Genomic DNA, 24136 nt, shown 5'->3' with positions numbered 1-24136 from the left:
CTTACAAATGTCAAAAAAAGCGAACTTTTTATAAAAAGAGGGTGAAAAAGAGCAAGAATTACTTGCTAATTTTTGTTAAAATTTCAATATAGGTAATTGTAGATAGCTTTTGGTAGGCTCTTCAATGAACCCTGAATCTTAAATTATAGAGGTTGGGAGTTGGTATAGTTAACAGTTAGAAGATTTATTTATGTAAGCGCAATCAAAGTGATATATACTAGGAGGATAAAATGATAAAACTCAGAAAAATTATAGCCATGTCTTTAATCATGGTGATGGTGTTATCGTCTATGAATATAGAGGTTTTTTCGGAAGAAAGTCCTAAGTCCGGGTTAACAGAGCGTGTATATATAGTGAATGATGACTTCGAAAACAAAACATCAGGTACTGCTGTTGAAGATCTTCCAGCATCAGATAACTATTTCGTACTGTACGAATGGAGTAAAGATAAGACCATTAAAAGTATACCTAAAGTGGTCGTTGACCCACTGGGGGAAAAAGGTAAAGTTATATCGGTAGAAGATCTAAGTGATTCAGACCCAGCGGTGGTTAAAAACATTCCTAGACAAACAAAACCGTTTACAGTAGAAATTGATTTTATGACAGAAACGTTTGGACATGCTACGAAGGTTCTTAGACTACTAAATGGAAGCGGAGTAGCTCTTGAAGTTGAATTACGAACGATTGATGGAAAAAACATTCTTGGATATTCTATACCAGGTGGACATGCAATCCTTGTGGATGATTTCCAAGTGAATGAATGGTATAACATAAGATTGTTAGTAGATCCGCAAACTCAAGAAGCAACCCCGATTATCAATAATGTTTTAAAACCAACTTATAAATGGAGATTCCTGACTGCAGATGGGACAGCGGGGATTGATAGAGTGAAAACAAGGGCACCAGCTGGCCCAGCCATATCAGTTTACTTCGATAATATGAAGGTTTATGAAGGAATTGATGATCCGTTAGTGAACCCAGAAGCTGCACCAGAAAAAGTAGAGAATGTGACAGTTAGCACGGAGGATTTATCTGCTTTCTTAAATTGGGATGCCGTATATGGTGCTGCATCATACACAGTGACAATGGCAACGGATCCAAATGGTCCTTTTGAAGCCGTCGTTGGTGCTATTGAAACGGTATTGACCTATTCAAAAATTGATGTTGTTAAAGATGGTACTTATTATTTTAAAGTTAAGGCAAATAACGCAAAAGGTTCTTCTACTTCTGACGTTGTTAATATTGAAGTAAAAGAAAACATGGACAAAATGCTTGCTTTCCCGGGAGCTGAAGGTGGAGGGAAATTCACAGCTGGTGGTAGAGGACATGATGTATATACCGTTACGACATTAGAGGATTATGGTCCAGGAGAAACTCCAATTCCAGGTTCTTTGAGAGACGCATTAAGTGAACATAATCGAACGGTTGTATTTGCAGTTTCAGGTACAATTAAATTGAAAAGTATATTAAGTCCTCAACTTAAAAATGTAACAGTTGCTGGACAAACAGCACCAGGGGATGGAATAACTTTAGCTCACTATGGATTAAATCTAGGTGGTTCAGAAAATGTGATCATCAGATACATGCGGTTCCGTCCCGGAATTACCAATATGAAAGATGAGCCGGATGCAATCGATGGAGTTGATATTAAAAATTTAATTCTTGACCACGTCTCAACGAGCTGGTCTACAGATGAAACATTATCCGTCTATCGAAGTGAAAATATTACCATTCAATGGAGTATGGTAAGTGAAAGTCTAACGATGTCTGGACATGAAAAAGGAAAGCATGGATATGGTGGTATTTTTGGCGGGAAAAACTCCACGTATCATAATAATATCATTGCCACACATACTAGTAGAAATCCGAGAATTGGTGGTTCCAATCCAGGACAAACGACAGTAGATTTTAATAATAATGTCATTTATAACTGGGGATTTAACTCCATATATGGTGGTAACTTCTCGGACGTGAACATTGTGAATAACTATATGAAACCAGGTCCAGGAACGAAAGATAATCAAAGAAAGACCATTGTCAATCCAGGGATTTTTGGTAGTCCAAGTTCTTGGTATGTAGCTGGAAACTATATGTTTGGAGCACCAGATGTAACTGCAAATAACAAAATAGGAATTATTAGTCCGTCTGCAGATGCTACCATTAGAAAAGAACCCATTCCTTTCCCGGAAAAGAGAATGAGGGAGCTTAAAACTGCGGAAGATGCCTATGAAGATGTTCTTGATAAAGCTGGGGCCACTCTTCCAAAAAGAGATGCAGTTGATGCACGAATTGTAAGCGATATGATCAATGGGACAGGTCGGTTCATTAACAATGAAAATGAGGTTGGTGGTTATCCGGAACTTCAATCTTTACCCGCACCGATAGATAGTGATGGTGATGGTATACCAGATGCTTGGGAAACAGCAAATGTTCTTGACCCGAGTAATCCAGAAGATGGGAAGGAAATTACCGGAAGTGGATATTCTAATCTTGAAATTTATCTAAATTCAATCGTAGATATGGATCATGCTGCAGATAATCCAGTTGCTGAAATCACGAGTCCAACATTAAATTCTATCCATGAGGCGGGCAAGGACTTAGTAGTTAAGACAAACGTTTCAAGCCCTAATGGAATTGAGAAGGTCGAGTTCTTTAATGGAGCGGACAAAATAGGTGAAGCGACATCTGCACCCTATACTTTCACTTGGAAAGGTTCACCGGATGGAACGCATTTTGTAAGTATTCTGGTTACAGATAAAAAAAGGAATCAAACACAATCAACATCAGCACCTATACACATCAATAGTCCATTAAATAGTGATGTTTGGAATTCCACAGATGTTGGGAATATTGCAATTAAAGGGAATACTAGTGTGGATAAAGATGGTGTGATAACGGTCAAAGGTTCAGGAAGAATTACGGGTAAAAATGATGCTTTTCACTTTGGTTACCAAGAGCTTAAAGGTGATGGTGAATTTGTTGCAAAAATAAATTCTGCTACACCTGTCGAGACCAATGCGATTGCAGGAATTATGATAAGATCAAGTCTTGCACCGGATGCGGCAACTGCGATATTGAGTACATCTATTATAAAGTCAGACAGAATTGAGTCTAAAACGCCATATTCAATCAATTTATCTTCTAGACTAGCCAATGGTCAGACGATTGCAACATTAAATGATGCTAGTTATCCTGACCAAACTTTGCCAAGTTTATTATCCACAGACTTCCCTTACTGGTTAAAGTTAGATCGTAAAGGAAATAAAATCACAGCCTATGCATCACCCGATGGAAATGAGTGGAAGTTAGTAGGAGACAAAAATATTGCTCTGGGTGAAGTGGCTTACGTTGGATTTTCTGTGGATTCGGCTAAAGATACAAGCAAAATTAACAACTATAATACAGCGGTATTTTCTGATGTAAGCACGACAATGGCACATCCAGATGATGTAGTAGAACCGGAGAAACCGGTAGATTATGAGACGATCATGGAAGATGATTTCTCAAATGCGACAACGAATACAATTCTTACTGCTAATTACAAAGCATTGCCAGATGATGCATCTAAACCAATGTATCTAAAAAATGCCGGAACAGTAACTGTAGATTCTGGTAAAGTAACTTTATCAGGCAGATTAACGATTGGAGCTAGAGCTTTGGTTGATTCAACAGCTGACTTTACTCCAGGTGGTGCATTTGATTTAAGCAAACCATACAGAATGATCATCAATGTAGCAGATACTGCCTTGGATCCAAGCAATCCAGGTAGAAGATTGCAAGTATTTGTTGATAACAATACATCAAATGATAATAATTCTATCCATGGAGCGAAATCCAAAATATTTCAAGAAACTGTTTTAACCCTCACTCCAGGAGAAATTATTATTGAGTCAGAAATTGGAACAGAACAATCATTTATTCAATTACGTACTGAAGGAAGTTCAGTTGTTGTCATTGATAGTATTAGAATTGAACAGATTAAACAAGATGACAGGTTATATCTGGTGAATGACGATTTTGAAAACGATGCTATAGGAGAGCTGCCGGAGGGCTATACGAACTCGAAGCAGGATAGCAGTCACAAGGTGACAGTAGAAGCCGTACCTTCAGGTGCTGCCGGAATCGGTAACAAGTCGGGTAAAGTCTTGTTTATGTACGATCAGGAATCGGGAACAGGTCAGCCTTCGACAGGCAATACCGATATGAGCAAGACATTCACTCCGCAGCTAGGAACAATCGTTGCCGAGGCGGATGTGATGATGCCATCTGAGCCAGGTGCTGCCGTGGGAACGGCAATTGTGTTCCAATTGACCAATGCGGCAAAATCCAAAGTTGCCGTTTCGATTGAGACGCGTAAGCCGAAAAAAGAAAATGGCACCGAGGAAAGTAACTATACGCTAGTCGCCAATGTTAATAGCACGTATTATAAGCTGATGGAAGCGCCGGTTAGCGAGGCGGGTAAAGTAGCCTGGAATAACGAGTGGATTAATCTGAAAATTGTTACTAATCCGATCATCGGAGATGCGGATATTTATGTGAATGATGAGTTCAAAGGGACTGTTCCGATTAAAGATCCGGCTGATATTAAATCCCAGGGGATTGGCGCCTTTCAAGCGAAGATGCCGGGGTCGGGAAGCGGTAACTTCTACTATGACAACATCAAGGTTTATATCGAACCCGTCGAGACTCCTAAGGGATTAATGGCTAGTGCGGGGGACAGCAAGGTGCAATTGGATTGGGTACCTGCGGATGGGGCGCTAAGCTATAACATCAAACGTAGCCTCACAAACGGTGGCCCATACGTAACGATTGCCAAAGGTATCAAAGAGGTTCGTTATCTCGACGAAACGGTTAGCAATGATGTGACTTACTATTATGTTGTAACCGCGGTAGGGGTGTCAGGAGAGAGTAAATCGTCTAATCAGGCAAAGATTACGCCAACGATTCATCCAGATAAGCCGGCTGCACCACTTAATCTAGTCTCATTATCCAGAGATGAATCGGCAGATTTATCTTGGGATGCTGTAGAAGGTGCAGTTCAATATATAGTAAAACGGGGACTGGCTGCAAACGGGCCTTTCGATAACGTCACTACAACCAAGTTAACAACGTATCGTGACGCAGGATTAAGCAACGCTACAACCTATTATTATGTTGTAACTGCAAGCAATGTGGGTGGAGAGAGCGAGGATTCCACAGCGATCACAGCTACTCCTATTACTCCGCTCGGTACGGCAATCGATGTAACGGCAGCAGCGCTAATAGATAAGATAGAGCTCTCTTGGTTAGCAGTTGAAGGCGCAACATCTTATTTGATCGAACGTGCTGCAGCGGCAGACGGTAGCTTTACTGTAGTAGCGGAACAAGATGGAGACACGAAATATGTGGATACATCCGTTACCAACGGTACGCCTTATTTCTATAAAGTGACGGCTATGAAAGGGATTACTAAGGGGCTTGCGTCTAAAGTAATCGGTTCTCGTTCGCTTGATTCCACCGATATAGCAGTAGCTCCTGCGGCAGTTGAAGCTCTGACCGGTGGACAGGAACAAGCTCAGCTAACATGGGAAGCGGTAGATGGGGCGTCTGCATATCAAGTGAAGCGCAGTACGGTAAGTGGCAGTCATTATGAAATTGTAGGCAAGAATTTGAACACGTTAACATTTACGGATAGTGATTTAACGGATGGAACTACGTATTATTATGTAGTAACCGCATTGAACGAGCATGGAGAGAGCTACGCCTCTGAACAGGTTAGCGTTATTCCGGGTCCGTTAGTTATCGTCGCTAAAGACGGATCGGGTGATTTCACGACGGTGCAGGCGGCTATCGATTCTTTGCCTGACAACGCCACCGTACCGCGGACGTTATTGATTAAAGCGGGCGTGTATCGGGAGAAAATCAAGATTTCATCCGGCAAGAACAAATTGACTTTGATCGGTGAAGGACCGGAGCAGACCGTTCTCGTGTATAACGATAACGCCAACACAATCGGTCTTGAACCCGGTAGCACGGTGGGAACCTCTGGAAGCTACAGTGTGCTGGTAGAAAGCGATGAATTTACCGCTCGAGATCTGACGATTCAGAATGACTCTGGCGATGATACAGGTCAGGCAGTGGCGTTGTTGATTAAGAGTGACCATGGGGTTCTGAAGAATGTTCATTTACTCGGTGACCAGGATACACTCTATACTCATAGCGGACGGCAATATTATGTCGATAGTTATATTGAAGGGGATGTGGACTACATTTTCGGTGGGGCGAAGGCCGTATTCGAGAATAGTGTGCTGCACAGCAAGAGCAACGGATACATTACAGCAGCCTCAAGTGATCAAGGCCAGCCGGGATATTTATTTCTGAGCAGCCGTTTGACGAAAGCGGATAGATTGGGGGCAGGTACGGTTGATTTGGGAAGACCTTGGCGTCCTTACGCTCAAGTGGTCTATATCAATACCTGGATGGATGATCATATTAAGCCTGCCGGATGGCATAATTGGAGCAATCCTGCGAATGAACTGACTGCGCGTTATGCTGAGTATAATTCCTCCGGACCGGGCGCGAAGCCAGGAGAACGGATGGATTGGAGCAAGCAGTTAACGATTGATGAGGCTGAGCAATACACCGTTCAATCGATGCTGGGCGGTACGGATCAATGGGATCCGACCGAGAGGTTGATGCTGCCTGATAGCAATGCGCAATTAAGCGGGGTAGCGATTGATGGAATAGCCTTGGCTGATTTCAACAAGAACGAATATCACTACAAGGTAGAGCTGCCAGAAGGCTCATCGATTCCGGTGGTAACGGCGGAACAAGAAACTTCTGGCGCCTCTGTGCAAGTGATTCAAGCTGAAGCTCTGCCAGGCTCGGCAACGATAGAAGTTACCGCGCTGGACGGCACAGTTCGTAAGTATATTGTTGAATTTACCAGCCAAGGTACAGGAGATGTCACGCCTCCGATTTGGACCGATGCGAAGCTGACAGCATCCGATATAACCAGCGAAGGAGTAACTCTCTCCTGGACAGGTGCAAGCGATGATACTGGTGTAACATCCTATCGCGTATATAGGGATGGCAAGCTGTTAGATACTGTAACTGCACAGAGTTATCAAGTAACTGGATTGAATCCTGAGACTTCGTATCTGTTTAGAGTAGGAGCAGGCGATGCAGCAGGGAATTGGAGTTCAGAGGGTCCTAGCCTGCAAGTGAGAACCTTAGGTGAAGAAGGCCCTGTACAAGGTGTACCAGCCAAACCGGTATTGTCGAGTGATAATGGCCATGATACCGGATTGTTGGACGGTGATTACACCATAACGATGAACCTGTGGTGGGGTGAGAATGGCGATAAGTACGAATTGTATGAGAATGGTATTCTCATCGATATGCAGCAGCTCACCATGAATTCACCTCAGGCTCAATTAGCGAAGACGGTAATTACAGGACGGACAAATGGAACCTATGTATATACTACGAAGCTCATTAATAAGCGAGGAGCAACAGAAAGTGATCCGCTCACAGTTCAGGTCAAGGATGCCGATCCTGCCAAGCCAGTATTGTCCCATGACAACTGGGTTGGCGATGGAAATTATGTCATAACAATGAATAAGTGGTGGGGTACGAATGCAAAGGTATATAGATTGTACGAAAATGGCTTTCTGATCGATACCCAAACTTTGACGGCCAATACATCACTCGCACAATCTGCTTCAACGCAAATCTCGGATCGAGAAGCCAGCAGCTATAAGTATATCGTGGAACTGGAGAATGACGCAGGTGTAACCAAGAGCGAAGCGATTGTCGTTAATGTAACGAAATAATGAAATAACGAACTAACCGGCTGGCCTATGATACATAGGCCAGCCGGTTTTTTTGACATAATAGTATAAGTTTCAAACATTAGCTTAAGGGCAGCCCTTTTCTAATATATTGGGGTGTATTTCCGTCGAAAAAATCGAAATAGCGATATAGCAGCGATAGCAGATGAATTGATTTTTATTCGTGGCGGGCAAATTATCAAAACCATGCAGAACACTTATGAAAATGAACAGGATTTAGAAAAGCTGTATGAGAACATTATGACCTCCTATCAAAAGGAGGAGTCATAATGAAAATTTTAATCATAAATGAATTTCGCAAACTCAAAAGAGAATGGTTTTTGCTTATGTTGCTTCTGCTTACACTTATTCCAGTACTGACTGGTAGCTTGGGACTGTTCCTAAATGGAAGCGGAAAGCCTCTTGGTGATCTGTTTTTTTTCAGCAACAATCAATTTTCAATGTTCTTTCCTATGGTAGTATTTATATTGATTGGTTCTTTGTTCTATCTGGAATATAAGAACCAAACCTATATCAACTGGATTACTTATGGTTATTCAAAAAAAAGCTGTATTTTTCAAAAATTATTGTTGGAATGATCATTGCCTTTGCACTTGCTGGGCTTATGTACCTGCTACTTGTAATTTTCTTTCCCATTCTCATGCGTTCTGAGCGTAAAAAAAGGTATAAGCTATAGCAAATGGAGAATAACGCCTACTATCAGATTACTTAGATAGTAGGCGTTATTTTTTGTTGATTCTGTCTCTTTATAGTAACAACGATTTGAGGTCCCAAGCTGAATTAATTCTCAATCAGATTTTCTAAGGATACAGTTTGTTCTTGCTCTGATTTATCAAGTGGATATACTCTCGCTGTGCCATCATCATTAACATGTTGAATAAATACAGGATTTCCTTGGTAAGTCACATTTTCCATAATTGGTGATTCTGAAATTTCAATTGCTCGTTGTTTGTTCATAATTACTCTCCTTCATTTCGAATTATATGTAGTTTGTGAATCAGTAAGTTAATTTATCCTATATAAAATTTTGAGAACTGGTCACGTTGGAGGGCGACAGATGCTGAATTTCTATAGGCGTATTAAGCAAAGAGACAAAAGCTCATTATCTGTTTGAGTTTTCTATTAATCATTCCATCTGATTTATGTATTACTTTTATTGAAAATAACTTTACATATTTTTAGAAAATAAGGAAATAATAAATTTTTAATGAATTAAAAAGCAATTGTGACGTATAAATCATCACTATTTTTAGAAATAGCCATTGAAAGGGGGTTTTATATACGATGGGTAAAGAAAAAGTTAAACTATGGACAAACCAATATTTAATTATTATATTATTGTCTTTAGTAATGTTCTCTTCTTTTTATATGATTACAGCAGGTTTCCCAATTTTTGTATCAACCATTAGTGATAATCCTGCGATTGCAGGAATCATGACTACGACCTTAATGTTAGCATCACTAATTACGCGCTTCTTTGCAAGTATAATTATCCAAAAAGTTAATATGAAATTGCTCCTCATTATTTCCCTCCTTTATTTTTTGGGCACAATCGGTCTTACTTTTGTAAACGACTCCATCGTATTTTTAATATTCATTAGAGCACTACAAGGTATTGGATTTTGTATGCTTACGAGTTTAGTCTTTACGATATCAAGTAATATTGTTCCTAAATCTCGGTTAGGTGAGGGCATTGTTTTTTTCGCAATGTCTACAAGCGTTGGGACGACATTGGGGCCACTAATCGCTATTTCTTATCTTGCGAATTATTCATTCCGGTCGATGATGATGTTAACTCTGGGTCTAATGTTTATTGCATTTCTGTGCAGTTTTTTCACAAAAAATACGGTTAAAAAAGAAAAGGAAAGGCAACAGGCGACAAATAAAGAACCTTTCTATAGGTACATGTTCGATAAGCGTGTCCTTCTTCCAAGTATTTTGGTAGCGTTCAATTATATGGCACTCGCAGGAACTGTCAACTTTATGGGAGCGTTTGGTAAAGAAATCAATGTTGGTGGAAGTATTTCTCAATTTTTTATCGCACAAGGGATTGCAATGATATTAATTCGTGCTTTCTCTGGTAAAATTTTCGATCGATTCGGTCACAGAATCCTTATTATTCCTGGTGCTATTTCAGGGGCAGTAGGTTTGATCTTATTAGGCTTCTCAACTAGTATGTGGATGGTTCTCGTTTCAGGGGGGTTATTCGGAATCGCTTTTGCCATACTCCATCCAATTATCCAAGCTTGGGCATTAACTCTTGTTCCACCCGAGAAAAAAGCAACAGCCAATTCTATGCTTCTTATTTTTATAGATTTTGGTTTGGCCATTGGATCAGTAGGACTTGGATTCTTAGCAAAAAGTGTTGGGTACGGCATGACTTTTAGTTATTCTTCAGCTTTTATGATTGTTATTTTGTTATTGTATCTAATTGGGAGCAAGAAAACCGTAACATTAGAAGCTAATAAGAAAAAATCATCCTGAACGAAACATACTAGCATACGAACGGGATAAACCATAACAAACTGGGGCTGTACCATTGTCAACATTGACTTTTGGGACAGCCCCTACATGACTTAAGCACTCCGTTAGTCAAGGGAGAAGAAGGTCTTTGAACTAAGATGCCATTAGATCCCAACGTTTGCAGAAGTATTCAATGGGGGTTGAATGTAGTTGGATTTGGTGGCGTGCTACCAGATAAAATCTAAGTTCTTACTCGATTTGATATTAGAACTTCATATCCGTTATGATTAAGAAAGGGGGCTGGTTATGGGAAATATGTATTCTAGTGATATAGAAGGTATAACGGAACGCGTTGTAGAGGACGCATTGTCTTCATTTTTAGGAAGGGCAATCGATTTAATATTTGCTCATATAGGCTGGATATTACTTGCTATTGCTATATTATGCGTTATTGCACTCATAAGCATATTAATGAGAATTTTTAGAAATATGAAGAAAAAGCTTAAATATATAAAGCAATTAATGAATGATAAAAGCGTAGAACTTAATCGATTAATTCTTTCTGAAGTGATACAAGATGTACAAAAAGGGCTTGTTGAGGGAAAAACGAAGAGTGAGCTTGAAAAACTTGAACGTGAAATGCTCTTATCTCATCATGAAGTAGATCAAATTCAAAATCGATTAAACGAGTGTGAAATTAATTATTTTGCATTGATGGCATCATCACATACGGTGGATGTTTTAGAAGATGACGTTATTGCATTAGCTGAGCAGATTGATGCACATATGACAGCAATGGAAACAATAAAATCGATTACAAAAACTTCTACTTCATTCGTTGAATCTGTACAGCTTAGATATACTGAAATTAGTGAGAAGATCGAAGGGCTCAAGGAGTCATCTAGATATTTATTAGAGAATTTGTTACATCACCAAGAGCAGGCAGAACAACTTGTACAGAAGTTTGTACAATCTTCTCGTTTTGATGGAATGAAATCTCAAAAGGAAATAGGAAAGATATCTATGGAACTCGACACTCTTCTCCAGAGAACTCTCCGACTAGAGAGAAACATTAATGTTTTTCAGGAAATGAAGAAAAGGATAACAGATCATACGGAAGACTTACTGAGCCGTGAGACAAGCCAACTTGAACATGATCAGAGACGAAATAAGGTTGAAGAGATGATGGGAAAGGTGGAGTCTCAACTCCGATTAGGTGAAGACGTAGATCTTCGTACAGTAGCTACAGATATCGATAATATATTAGACGGATTGTAATGGCATCAAACATAGTATCTCGAACTTCCTTGAGGCCTGGTCTTTCGAATTTTGGAGGTCGTTGAAAAAGTCCATATAATAATGGGAGCCATACCTAGACTTTGTCGAAGAATGGCTCCTCTTTTATTATAAATTAGTTGTACTAATTCTAGGTGGTGCTCCCTGTTAAATTGCTACATGAAAATTAATATTGGAATCATCATTATTAATGAGTATAAAATACACTTTTGTATTCTTTTTGTAGTTTTTTTGGAGAGAGATGATATTCATTTTTGAATAGTCTATAAAAACTAGAATAATCAAGAAAGCCGCATTTTAAGGCAATTTTCTCAATGGATAGTTGATTTTGTTTAATCATAGTTACAGCATAAGCTAGTCGCTTTAATGATACATAACGGTAAAAGGGTAGGTTCATGTTTTTTGTGAAATAATGAGAAAAATAGTATTTATTCAAATGAAAATAATTAGATACACTTGCTAGACTTAGATCCGGCTCTGTCAAATGTAATTCAATGTATTCTAGTATAGATAAGATCCTTTGGTCCAGTTCATTATTGTTATTAAGGTTGGGCATGCTACTTGCAGGATCGAATATATCTTGAACAAGTTGGAAAAATAGGTAATTTGTTGAGAAGGAAACATTTCCTTTATCATTCATTATCTTGTGGTAAAGCTCTTGAAGTACAGAAAGAATATCTTGAAATTTTTTCGAATGTAGTTGTAATACATAAGAACCCTGTGTCTTTTGATAATTAATATTCTCTTTCATAGATGGTGAACTAGATATAAAGTCATCTAATAAATGCTCGCTAAAGTTAATAATGATTCGCTCATAGCTATCGAAATTTTTAACAATAGCTTGATGAACGGCATAAGGAGGTATGACTATAACATCTCCTTTCTTTAGTGAATATGTCTTCCCTTCACAGAAAAATTCACAATCCCCATCTAAAAATACAAGAATCTCCATACTATCGTGCTGATGTAATCGGAATAAATTCTCTAATTGGGAGAAGTCATCCCATGATTCACCATCTGTCTTAAAATAACTATTCTGTTGATGGAATGGGTTTTTCTTGATGAAGTAGTTAATTTCAAATCCGCTCTTTATGACTGGAATAAGAATAGATTGCTTCATTATGTTCTTTTCCTCTCATACAGCAACTTTTACAATGTTCTTAGCAATAAGCGTCATTTATTTTTAATTTTTTGTTGTTATGATAACAGTATACAGTAAGCGAGAAAGCGATAACAAATGTTAATATACAAAACGGACTTAGGAGGAATAATAATGAATTTTAAAGGTCAACAACCTGATTTGGAAGTCAGATCCAAGAACATTATTGAAGTTGATGGATTGAAATTTAAAGATTTGAATAACGACGGAAAGTTGGATCCATATGAAGATTGGCGTTTGAGTCCGGTAGAACGTGCGGAGAATCTAGTCTCCTTGATGAATATCGATGAGAAGATCGGTATGATGCTTATTAATACTCGTCAGATGGGGCTTACTCAAAAAGATAAGAATATGACCAGTCATAATGGCGTATTAGATGAAGGTATTGTTGAAAAGGGAGAAAGTATTTTTGCTATTACTAAAGTAATGGGCACAACACATACGATTAAAGAAATGAATTTGCGACATTTCATATTGAGAGATAACTGGAGTCCAGCTCAAATGGCAGAGTGGGTTAATTCCATGAACGAATTATGTGAAGGAACACGTCTTGGTATCCCTTGCTTAATTGCTTCGAATTCAAGAAACGAGAATACAGAGTTCATCTTTGGTATGAATGACGCTGCTGGAATTTTTTCCACTTGGCCAGGAACTTTAGGACTTGCTGCAGCAGCTAAGGGCGATATTAAAAATGGCGGTGATGCATCGCTTATAAGTCAATTTGCCCAAATAGCACATGATGAGTGGGATGCTACAGGAATAAGAAAAGGCTATATGTATATGGCGGATACGGTTACAGATCCTAGATGGCAAAGGTCGTATGGTACGTTTGGTGAAGATCCAGAGTTTATTGCTGATGCTATCGGTCGTATTATCGACGGTTTTCAAGGGGAGAGTATAGATAAGCATAGTATTGCTATGACAACAAAGCATTTCCCTGGTGGAGGCGCGAGGGAAAATGGATTTGATCCTCACTATAAAGAAGGAAAGTGGAACCTATATCCAACACCAGGAAGCTTGGAAGATTATCATTTACCACCATTCCAAGCTGCGGTAGATCATGGCACCTCATCCATCATGCCATATTATTCTATGCCTAGTATCAAAAAGAGTGTGGTACAAGAGTTTGAGGGTGAAGATATCCCTTACGAGGAGGTTGGTTTTACATTCAATCATTATTTCCTCAATCATATTCTTAGAGAAAAAATGGGCTTCAAAGGTTATGTAAATAGCGACAGTGGTATTACGAGCAAAATGAGCTGGGGTGTTGAAGAGCTTAGTGAGGCTGAACGTTTTGCTAAAGCCATCAATGCGGGTACAGATATGGTTGCTGATACTAATGATATTGAAAATCTAAAAATAGCGATTAACAGTGGATGGATAAGCGAAAAACGTATCGATCAAGCGAATGAACGGCTTCTTACAGAAATGTTTGCTCTAGGCCTATTCGATGATCGTACGTATGTTTCAACTGAAGTAGCTGCATCAACAGTTAGTAATCCTGCTAGCTGGCAAGCTGCTTATGAGGCGCATAAAAAATCAGTAACTGTGCTTAAAAATCAACAGGAGACCCTACCTTTGACCGCTAAAAAAATGGCAGGTAAGAAGGTTTATGTGGAAGTGTTCCACAAAGATGCAGAACGAGCAACCTCTTACACTGAAAAAGCGAAGAGGGAATGTCAAGATCTTGGTCAATTCACTTTAACCGATAACTATGAAGAAGCTGATGTTGCTATTTTGTTCTTAAATCCACAATCTGGCGCTTATTTTAATGCGACACCGGGGCTTTTAGAACTTGAAATATGCGAGAATAAAACGGAAACTGCTTTAGATGGTACGTCGTATGAGGAAACTACGTTGCTTGGTATGGAGCATCTTAAGGAAGTTGTAGAAAGTATTCATAATCGCGGTGGGAAAGCTATTATAAGTGTAAATGTTACATTACCGTGGATTCTTGGAAACGTAGAACCTTTGGCAGATGCATTGATCGCTGGGTACGACACATTCTATAAGGCACAATATGAAGTTATGGCGGGTATTAGCCGACCAGTAGGTGTGCTACCGTTGACATTACCAGCGAGTGAAGCGGTTATTGCAGTTGATGAAAATGGAGATTGTGTATCGAGAAATGATGTGCCGGGCTATGACAAGGACAAATATATGCCTGAAGGATTACAATATGCCTATAAGGATAGCGATGGTAATATATATAAGCTTGGTCATGGACTAACATATTAAGAACAAAAGTCTTTGTTATGAATCAAGGGTTTCCTTGCGAGGAAACCTCGTTTGACCACATTTTGACCACATCGTGTTAAATTAGAGGGTTCTCATGAGTTCACAGAACTTATGGGAGGTCTCTTTCTTCATAGTTTATGTAACATGGTAGATAACTTGTAATCTAGGACAAACTTTGGTGCATATCTTAAAAGGATGTTTATGAAGAGGAGAGTGGTGTAGCCGTGGTGAAGTATAAAAATAATTGGATTCCAACAAAAACACTTGAAGAAATGTCAGGTACAAATTATGATGTCCTCATTGTGGGAAGTGGCCCTGGTGGTGGAGCGACCTTGCAGAGACTTTGTGAACTGTGGAAAAATCAAGGAGTAAAAAAAATTGGAATTCTTGAAATGGGAGATAAGTTATTTCATTCCCATTCCCTAAACATTCCCACGCAGAATGTTAATACTGCAAGAGATGAACTTCTTCCTGATAATTCAACAGCTATAGGTGAACGGTTGCCTCAATTTTCGGGAGCGAGAATGGTTTACGCACTTGGGGGAAGGTCATTGTTTTGGAACGCGGCGACTCCTAGGCCAGTTCTAGAAGAGCTCAATAAATGGCCGATTCACCCTCGGGAATTGAATGTATATTATGGGATGGCCGAGAAATTATTACATGTTACAACCGATTATGCGAAAGGTTCATCGATGCAAAACACTCTTTTAAAGAGGCTACATGCAGGTGGTATACTCGAAGCAAATGATATGCCAGTTGCTTTTGACATGACACCTTCCCGGCAAGGGGAAGTCCATTCAAATCCTTGGTTCAGTTCGATCAATGCTCTAGCTGCAGCCCTTTTTGATCGACCATATGATCTCGCTGTAAATGCATTTGTCTCTCGAGTAATTGTTGAAAATGAACAAACAATTGGTGTGGAAGTATTTTCTCAGGATAAGAAAGCTCACTTTATTCGGGCAAAAAATGTAGTAGTGTCTGCAAGTACTTTAGAGACTCCACGTTTATTGCTTAATTCTGGACTTCAGGGACCTGCTATTGGGCGATATTTAACAGGGCATGTGTCCATCATCGCGATTGGAACAATAAAACGAAGTCAGTTTTCTGATAAAATCGGCAATTTATCTATTTTGAAATTCGAGACAAATGAGTCACCTTATCATATTCAGATTCTTGGACCTGATCAATATTTTTCCTATCAGCAATTTGAAGATAAGGTTCTGAAAGATCAGCTTATGATTGTATATGCATCCTTTGGTAGAGTTGAGCCTCGGGCTGAGAATAGAGTGTACATAGATGCATCTACAAAGGATGAATTCGGTGTACCGTTACAACAAGTTCAATATTCTTTAAGCAATAAAGACCGTCAAGTAGCTGAACAAGTTAAACAAGGAATTATCCAATCTGCTGCTGCGATGGGAGTTACTTTAGATACTTCTACTCTAACTCTTCGTCCACCTGGAAGTGACATGCACGAGGCTTCCACTTGCAGAATGGGTGACGATCCAAATACTTCAGCTACAAATCGCCACGGTCAAGTACATGGTGTTCAAGGTTTATTCGTAGCTGACAACAGTGTTCTTCCTTCACTCACTGCGGCTGGACCTGTCCTTTCCAATGTAGCTTTAGCTATAAGGCTAGCAGATCATATTGTACGTCAGTCGAGTTAGTAATTGATTTATTTAATAAAATGCGCTTTATACTTAAAAACTAAATATAAACACAAAAAGCATCAACTTTCTAAGAAGTCGATGCTTTTTGGTTTATATTTAATTGGGCTAAAGAGGATTTTTTTCAAATAGAAAAATATAAAATTTTAAGTTATAGATAAATATTTTGAAACTAAATAATACATTGGAGAAGTAAGTATGTTTAATTTAAATTTGGGTATAGTTAAAGTGGACAATACTAATATTGAAAAGAGGTACCTTAATGTCCCAAGGAGCTTTGGATTTATCTCAATTGAAGATCAAATTGATGGAAAGTTTAGAGAACATATCAGCTGACATAAATATAGGTATAAAAACGTTAAACAATGATAGTTATTGTGTTTTAGGTGAGCTTAAGGATCTTAAGGATAAATTTGAACAAGTTGAAACGATGGCGGCTTCTTTTTATCTCAACAATTATTTGTCTCCCTATACTGATAAATATTTGGAAATATCTACTTGTATTCAACATCTTTCTCATCAAAGGCATGGTGCGTTAATCGTAATTGAGCGTAAAGATAGTATAGAATCATTAATTCGAGCGGGTACCATTATTGGTGCGAGATTGACAAATTCCTTATTGGAATCCATTTTTTATCCTGGGAATCCTTTACATGATGGTGCTGTATTAATAAAAGGAGATAAAATATATTCCGCAGCAAATGTTCTTCCTTTATCTAACGTCGTTTCAGGTGGAAAGAAACTCGGTACCCGTCATCGTGCAGCATTAGGACTCTCGGAAAAAAGTGATGCGTTAGTTCTTATAGTTTCGGAAGAGTCGGGGATTATTTCTTTTGCAATAGACGGAAGTCTTTTCCCTATAAGTGTAACTAGCTCTTTCATTTGAATATTAACTAAAGTGTTGACAGAAAAAATGAAATCATGTTATATTTATCTCGAATTAGAGATATTATATTTAGGGGTATGTTGAAGGGGTTTGCTGTATTAGAATTACTCAAACAAATTGGACATCATGCAAATATAGTATAAATTTTTTTAAATAAATATCTTAAAATAGAGAGTTATACATTCGAGGTAATAAAAGGAGGGAACATAATGAATCCTTTAAAAGGAATTCACCATGTAACAGCTATTACAAGTAGTGCAGAAAAGAACTATGAGTTTTTCACATACGTATTAGGAATGCGTTTAGTAAAGAAAACAGTCAATCAGGATGATATTCAAACATATCACTTATTCTTCGCGGACGATAAAGGCTCTGCGGGTACAGATATGACATTCTTTGATTTTCCAGGTATTCCAAAAGGAACACATGGAACGAACGAGATTTATAAAACTTCTTTTCGTGTGCCGACAGACGATGCACTTGATTACTGGGTGAAACGTTTTGATAAGTATAAAGTAAAGAATAATGGTATTGAAGAAGTGTTCGGTAAGAAAACTATTTCATTTGTGGACTTTGATGACCAACAATATATGTTGGTTTCTGATGAATTTAATGAGGGTATTGAATCAGGAACGCCTTGGCAAAATGGTCCCGTACCATTGGAATTTGCCATTACAGGCTTAGGACCGATTCATGTTCGTATTGCACAATTTGATTATTTAAAAGAAATTTTGGAAAAAGTAATGTTAATGCGTGAAATCGCACAAGAAGGTTCACTGCATTTATTTGAAATTGGTAAAGGTGGGAATGGTGCGCAAGTAATTGTGGAACATAATACGATTTTCCCGGAAGGTCGTCAAGGCTATGGTACAGTTCATCATGCAGCCTTCCGCGTAGAAGATACGAAAGTATTATATGAATGGATTGAACATATGCAAGCTGCTGGTTTCGGTACTTCTGGGTATGTGGATCGCTTCTTCTTTGAATCTTTATATGCACGCGTAGCACCTGGCATCCTTTTTGAATGGGCAACAGATGGTCCTGGCTTTATGGGGGATGAGCCTTACGAAACAGTAGGGGAAATTTTATCGTTACCACCTTTCCTTGAAGGGAAACGGGAACGAATTGAGGCATCAGTGCGACCAATCAACACGGTACGTAGCACACTTAAAATAGAAAAAGAGTACTTATAAGGAGGTGAAATAGAAAAAATGGGATTTTTAAATAAATTATTTGGAACACAACAAGAGGGGGAAATAACAATGACAAAATCAAACATAGGTATTATTTTAGGATCAACACGTGAGGGACGCGTAAGTCCACAAGTAGGGGCATGGGTAAAAGAATTAGCAGATAAACGTGGGGATGCAAACTACACGATTATCGATATCGCAGAATACAAATTACCACTTTTAGGTGAGGCTGGCGGCGACGCATCAGGTGCAGCAGCATGGTCAGAAATCATCGCAAAACAAGACGGATTCGTATTCATCGTTCAAGAATACAATCACTCTATTACAGGAGCACTAAAAAACGCTTTAGATTACTTGCGTGAAGAGTGGAACAACAAAGCAGCAGGTATTGTATCATACGGTTCGGTAGGTGGAGCTCGCGCGACAGAGCATTTACGAGGTATTTTAAGTGAATTACTTGTAGCGCACGTTCGTGTACATCCAGCATTATCATTATTTACGGACTTCGAAAGTGGTACTAACTTTAAACCAGCTTCTGTACAAGCAGATTCAGTAAATCAAATGCTAGACCAAGTTATCCCTTGGACAACTGCATTAAATACAGTTCGTAAATAATTATAACGTAAGGAAATCGCAAAATGTGCATGTGCATCTGCGCATGCACATTTTGTGTTTTTAATAAATAAATTTTGAGCAAAACGCTATTAAGTGGATTGAAGGTTTTGCTCAGAATTTATACTAAAATGATTCGGATAGAAAGGAAGGTTTATAATAATGGAAAAACAAACAGCGGGCATTCATCATATTACAGCAATCGTAGGTCATCCACAGGAAAATATTGATTTTTATGCAGAAGTACTAGGTTTACGTTTAGTCAAACAAACAGTGAATTTCGATGATCCAGGCACATACCACCTGTATTTTGGAGATGGAGGAGGAAATCCAGGAACAATTATTACGTTTTTCCCTTGGGCAGATGCCTATCAAGGACAAATTGGAGACGGACAGGTTGGCGTGACAACGTATGTAGTCCCAATCGGAGCATTAAGCTTTTGGGTCAACCGTCTTGCAACATTTGCAGTTCCATTAAAAAAAGCGGAGCGTTTTGGAGAACAAGTGATTCAATTTGATGATCCACATGGCTTACATTTAGAACTTGTTGCACGTGCAGAAGGTGTACAAAACAATTGGACATTTGGCGGAGTTACACCAGAAGTCGCAATTAAAGGTTTTGGTGGTGCAACACTTTATTCAAGCAGACCAGAAGAAACTGCTAAAACATTAACGAATGTAATGGGACTTGAATTAGTTGGAACTGAGGGTGATTATAGACGCTTTAAAGCTCCAGCAGATATCGGTAATATTATTGATCTAAAAATGGTGACTGGTGTAAGTGGATCAATGGGTGTTGGTACCGTTCACCATATTGCATGGCGTGCACAGGATGATGCAGATCATCTTGAATGGCAACAACATGCCATGAATCATGGTCAACATGTAACGGAGTTGAAGGACCGTAATTATTTCAACGCGATGTACTTCCGTGAATCAGGGGAAATCCTGTTTGAAATTGCAACAGATCTACCAGGATTTGCACATGATGAGACACCTGAAACAATGGGTACTCAGTTGATGTTACCAGCTCAATACGAACAACATCGTGAGCAATTAGTCAATTCGCTTATTCCAATTCAAGTGTTTTCAATCGATTAATAAAGGGGCAGAACATATTGATTTCAATTGATCCAAAACAAAATAGTGAGCGGGATAATTATAAACTACTAATTGGTTCTATAATTCCAAGACCTATAGCCTTTGTTACTACCCAATCTGAGGATGGCATCGTAAATGGTGCACCATTTAGCTATTTCAATATTGTTTCATCCAACCCACCGATGGTTTCACTTGCTATCCAAAGACCTAGTGATAAATTGAAAGATACTGCAAGAAATATTTATAGCAGTCGTGAATTCGTTGTGCATATTGTAGATGATGAAAATGTGGCGAAAATCAATGAAACTGCAGCGTCATTATCTGCTACTGAAAGTGAAATAGAATTAGCGAATCTAACGCTGGTACAAAGTGAAAACGTATCTGTACCGGGAGTTATGGAAGCGAAAGTTCGGATGGAATGCAGACTAGTACAATCCATTCCCTTCGGTGGAGATGGACCAGGTAGTGATTTGTTTATTGGAGAGGTTGTACGTTTTCACATTGATAAAGCGATTTATGAAGATGGTCGAATTGACCCGAGAGGCTTAAACGCTGTCAGCCGCTTAGCTGGAGCTAATTATGCGGCAATTGGTGATATTTTCTCCATTGAAAGACCAAAGTAATGAGCGCAACTCATAGGAGGGTATATTAGTATGCAACATATTTATAAAAAAGGAACAAATAACGAAAAGCCAGTCCTATTACTTTTACATGGTACTGGCGGAAATGAGCATGATTTAATTTCTTTAGCAGATATCTTGGATCCAGAAGCATCCATACTCAGCGTACGTGGAAATGTATTAGAAAATGGGATGCCCCGTTTCTTTAAACGCTTAGCTGAAGGTGTATTTGATGAGGAAGATTTAATTTTCCGTACTAATAAGCTCAATGGCTTTTTAGATGAAGCTGCAGCTAAATATAAATTTGATCGTCAAAACATAGTGGCTATTGGTTATTCAAACGGTGCTAATATTGCGGCTAGTCTGTTATTCCACTTTAACGATGCATTAAAGGGTGCGATTTTACATCATCCTATGGTGCCAAGACGTGGCATAACACTTCCAGATTTAACAGGTATCCAAGTATTTATAGCAGCCGGAACAAACGATCCAATTTGTCCTCAAAGAGAATCGGTTGAACTTCAACAAATGTTAGAAGATGCAAGTGCATCAGTAGGTGTTCAATGGGTAAATACTGGACATCAGCTTACAATGACAGAAGTGGAAGCTGCAAAACAATGGTATCAACAAGTTTATTAATTAAAAGAAGAGATAGTAAGGGGAGATTAAAAATGTTTAGAAATGAAGTAGGGGCACTTATCATACGTGTCGTATTAGGATTAATTTTTGCAGTACATGGTCTGGTTAAATTTCAAGATGGAATAGGAAGTACAGTTGGATGGTTTGAAAGTATCAACTTACCAGGATTTTTAGCTTATGGTGTAGCTAGTCTTGAATTAGTAGGTGGAATCTTGTTAATCATCGGTTTAGCAACTCGTATTGTTGCAGGTTTATTTGTATTACTTATGGCGGGTGCTATTATTACAGTGAAGTTTGCAGCTGGATTTGTAGATGGCTTCGAATTTGATTTAGCGTTAATGGCAATGGCAGCATTCTTAGCCATCGCGGGCAGTCAATTATACGCAGTCGATAAACGCGTATTCAATCAATAAAAGACATACTGTATTCAAGGTTTAATGAGATGATCAGTTATCCTAGTTAGCATATTGATAGCTCTACAGTTGAAGCATGATATATTATCTAGAAGCTAATCGGTAACTAATCCGGTTAGTTTTTTTTAATTATTTTAATCTTTCAGTCGAAGGGGAATGGGAAATGGAATTTAGTAGTCAACCAATCGTGGAGAAAGACATACTAGAACTTGTGTGGAGCAATACGAATGACGCCATTTTCACCATTGGATATGATGGACGAATTCTCTCTGCGAATCCGTCCTTTACCTCTATACTAGGTTGGGAGGAAACAGATTTTAGCGAGGCTACTTGTTTTCCATTTTTTTCAGATATGTCATCGAAAGAGCATGAGCAACAATTGACAAAATTTAAGCAAGGACATGACAATCCGTACTATGTAACGAAAAGAAAACGAAAAGACGGGGTCGTTTTAGACATATTAGCCTCCTATCGTGCGATTAATAATGGGGAAGTACTGGCTGTTGGTATGTATAAAGATTTTTCCGAACAAATGAATATTCAACGAAGACTTCAGGCAAGTGAAGAGTGCTATCGAAATTTAGTCGAATTTATACCAGATGCTATTTTTGTTGAAAGTAATGAAAGAATTGTCTTTGTAAATTCGCCTGGGATCAGTTTAGTTGGGGCTAAGAGTGTAAAAGATGTACTTGGTCAATCTGTTTGGCAGTTTATTAGGACAGATGATCAAACCGCGTTTAAAAGAAAAATACATCAGGTTATATCTAGAAAAGAACCAATTATTGAACAACTATTACGTTTCGACGGTGAAACAATCTGGGTTGAAATTATTATGATGTCTATTGTTTTTGAAGGTGAATCTGTTATTCAAGTATTATTGAGAGATATAACATCCAAAAAAAATTATGAAGCACAACTCGAATTTTTAGCATTCCATGATCCATTAACAGGTTTAACGAACAGGCATTATTTTACAGAACAGATCAATCAAGCAATTGAAAGTGCAAAGAAAGAGAGTCAAATGCTTGCAGTGATGTATATTGATATCGATAAATTTAAACGTATTAATGATTCGCTAGGTCATGGAGTGGGGGATCAACTATTAAAACAATTTGCTAATCGATTAAAAGAGAACGTGAGAGAAGAAGATATTCTTTGCCGTATAGGAGGGGATGAATTTCTAGTACTATTAAATGGCTTTAAGGAAAAGAAGGCTGCGTTAGAAATTGTATCACGTCTGTATAATGCCCTTCAAGTTCCTTATTTCATTGACAATCAAAAAAATGTAGCGACATCCAGTATTGGAATCGCAGTTTTCCCAGAAGACGGAATGAATTCTAAAATACTCATTTCACGTTCGGATGCAGCACTCTATCTAGCGAAAGAACAACGTAATGTATTTCAATTTTATGAAATAGAGAAAACTCTGTAGAAAACCTGTATGAAATTCTTTTAAAAAGATTGGGGGAAATGAATTGATAGGGGATAAGCAAAAAAACGTATCGATCAAGCTAATGAACGACTTCTTACAGAAATGTTTGCTCTAGGCCTATTCGATGATCATACGTATGTTTCAACTGAAGTAGCTGCATCAACGATGTTCATGTTTTTCTCGCACGCCCTTCTCCCAAGCATCTTGTTCATATTCGAGTATATCTAACGAAGTTCATATTTATCACCTTCCTAATTTGAATATAGCGTAAACAGTTGTAACCAGGATTTATCAAGAGTTTATTAAGAACGAAAACTACGCATCGAAGATGCCTTGAACGCAACTCGCACTGGGGTTAAAGAAGATCGCGTATCCGGTAAACTGACCTGAAATCCCTTGCCCAGCAAGAAATCTCAAGCTAGACAACATCGGTTTACCACATTGAATAAAAAAGAGGCTTCTCATGAGTTCAAATTGAACTTAGTGAGAAGCCTCCTTTTATTATGAATTGCGTAGTTCATCAAATCCATGGTTTACTCATATTTACCAAACATACAGTCTCATCCAGCTACAATTGAGGTC

At 38.6% G+C, this 24136-nt stretch carries 17 protein-coding genes; 14 read left to right on the top strand and 3 right to left on the bottom strand.

Annotated features, from left to right (window positions below; all coding sequences use genetic code 11):
• Positions 1 to 230: 230 nt before the first annotated feature.
• Together ACP8HI_RS17845 and ACP8HI_RS17840 are read left to right on the top strand one after the other, a co-directional pair.
• Entirely contained in the window at positions 231 to 7814 is a 7584-nt protein-coding gene (locus tag ACP8HI_RS17845) for a pectinesterase family protein (RefSeq protein WP_438347531.1), read from the top strand.
• Between the two features lie 287 nt (positions 7815 to 8101).
• Positions 8102 to 8410, top strand: coding sequence for an ABC transporter permease (locus ACP8HI_RS17840; RefSeq protein WP_438347530.1), 309 nt, complete (start codon positions 8102 to 8104; stop codon positions 8408 to 8410).
• Between the two features lie 202 nt (positions 8411 to 8612).
• Here the strand turns inward: ACP8HI_RS17840 and ACP8HI_RS17835 are convergent, their stop codons facing one another.
• Positions 8613 to 8789, bottom strand: a complete 177-nt coding sequence (locus ACP8HI_RS17835; RefSeq protein WP_438347529.1) for an H-type small acid-soluble spore protein — start codon at positions 8787 to 8789, stop codon at positions 8613 to 8615.
• A gap of 327 nt (positions 8790 to 9116) precedes the next feature.
• Between ACP8HI_RS17835 and ACP8HI_RS17830 the strand changes: the two genes are divergently transcribed.
• On the top strand, positions 9117 to 10316 hold the full coding sequence (locus tag ACP8HI_RS17830) for an MFS transporter (RefSeq protein ID WP_438347528.1): 1200 nt from the start codon (positions 9117 to 9119) through the stop codon (positions 10314 to 10316).
• Between the two features lie 285 nt (positions 10317 to 10601).
• The gene (locus tag ACP8HI_RS17825) at positions 10602 to 11573 is read left to right on the top strand and encodes a hypothetical protein (RefSeq protein ID WP_438347527.1); all 972 of its coding nucleotides are present in this window, start codon (positions 10602 to 10604) and stop codon (positions 11571 to 11573) included.
• 205 nt (positions 11574 to 11778) lie between these two features.
• On the opposite strand, the gene ACP8HI_RS17820 is transcribed toward ACP8HI_RS17825, so the two are convergent.
• Positions 11779 to 12711 (bottom strand): AraC family transcriptional regulator, encoded by a 933-nt coding sequence (locus ACP8HI_RS17820; protein WP_438347526.1) that lies wholly within the window; start codon positions 12709 to 12711, stop codon positions 11779 to 11781.
• A gap of 153 nt (positions 12712 to 12864) precedes the next feature.
• On the opposite strand from ACP8HI_RS17820, the gene ACP8HI_RS17815 reads away from it, so the two are divergent.
• The 10 genes from ACP8HI_RS17815 to ACP8HI_RS17770 all read left to right on the top strand — a co-directional run bounded on the left by ACP8HI_RS17815 (position 12865) and on the right by ACP8HI_RS17770 (position 23554).
• On the top strand, positions 12865 to 14988 hold the full coding sequence (locus tag ACP8HI_RS17815; RefSeq protein ID WP_438347525.1) for a glycoside hydrolase family 3 protein: 2124 nt from the start codon (positions 12865 to 12867) through the stop codon (positions 14986 to 14988).
• A 224-nt stretch (positions 14989 to 15212) separates the two neighbouring features.
• Complete coding sequence (locus ACP8HI_RS17810) at positions 15213 to 16658, top strand: GMC oxidoreductase (RefSeq protein WP_438347524.1); 1446 nt, start codon at positions 15213 to 15215, stop codon at positions 16656 to 16658.
• A 262-nt stretch (positions 16659 to 16920) separates the two neighbouring features.
• Positions 16921 to 17544 (top strand): sporulation-specific diadenylate cyclase CdaS, encoded by a 624-nt coding sequence (gene cdaS / locus ACP8HI_RS17805; RefSeq protein WP_438347523.1) that lies wholly within the window; start codon positions 16921 to 16923, stop codon positions 17542 to 17544.
• Between the two features lie 209 nt (positions 17545 to 17753).
• Positions 17754 to 18737, top strand: coding sequence for a ring-cleaving dioxygenase (locus tag ACP8HI_RS17800; RefSeq protein ID WP_438347522.1), 984 nt, complete (start codon positions 17754 to 17756; stop codon positions 18735 to 18737).
• An 18-nt stretch (positions 18738 to 18755) separates the two neighbouring features.
• Positions 18756 to 19352, top strand: a complete 597-nt coding sequence (locus tag ACP8HI_RS17795) for an NADPH-dependent FMN reductase (RefSeq protein WP_438347521.1) — start codon at positions 18756 to 18758, stop codon at positions 19350 to 19352.
• Between the two features lie 159 nt (positions 19353 to 19511).
• Positions 19512 to 20450, top strand: a complete 939-nt coding sequence (locus ACP8HI_RS17790) for a ring-cleaving dioxygenase (RefSeq protein ID WP_438347520.1) — start codon at positions 19512 to 19514, stop codon at positions 20448 to 20450.
• A 17-nt stretch (positions 20451 to 20467) separates the two neighbouring features.
• Positions 20468 to 21073 carry a flavin reductase family protein gene (locus ACP8HI_RS17785; protein WP_438347519.1) on the top strand — a complete coding sequence of 202 codons (606 nt, stop codon included), beginning with the start codon at positions 20468 to 20470 and terminating at the stop codon, positions 21071 to 21073.
• 30 nt (positions 21074 to 21103) lie between these two features.
• Entirely contained in the window at positions 21104 to 21709 is a 606-nt protein-coding gene (locus ACP8HI_RS17780) for an alpha/beta hydrolase (protein WP_438347518.1), read from the top strand.
• Positions 21710 to 21741: 32 nt separating this feature from the next.
• The gene (locus tag ACP8HI_RS17775; protein WP_438347517.1) at positions 21742 to 22122 is read left to right on the top strand and encodes a DoxX family protein; all 381 of its coding nucleotides are present in this window, start codon (positions 21742 to 21744) and stop codon (positions 22120 to 22122) included.
• A 163-nt stretch (positions 22123 to 22285) separates the two neighbouring features.
• Positions 22286 to 23554 carry a diguanylate cyclase domain-containing protein gene (locus tag ACP8HI_RS17770; RefSeq protein WP_438347516.1) on the top strand — a complete coding sequence of 423 codons (1269 nt, stop codon included), beginning with the start codon at positions 22286 to 22288 and terminating at the stop codon, positions 23552 to 23554.
• Between the two features lie 315 nt (positions 23555 to 23869).
• On the opposite strand, the gene ACP8HI_RS17765 is transcribed toward ACP8HI_RS17770, so the two are convergent.
• Positions 23870 to 24019 (bottom strand): hypothetical protein, encoded by a 150-nt coding sequence (locus ACP8HI_RS17765; RefSeq protein WP_438347515.1) that lies wholly within the window; start codon positions 24017 to 24019, stop codon positions 23870 to 23872.
• Positions 24020 to 24136 lie beyond the last annotated feature (117 nt).

The organism is Paenibacillus sp. FA6 (assembly GCF_051550225.1).
Classification (GTDB): Bacteria; Bacillota; Bacilli; order Paenibacillales; family Paenibacillaceae; genus Paenibacillus_AQ.
The sequence above is the reverse complement of the archived record's forward strand: the minus strand, read 5'-3'. Positions and strand labels throughout refer to the sequence as shown.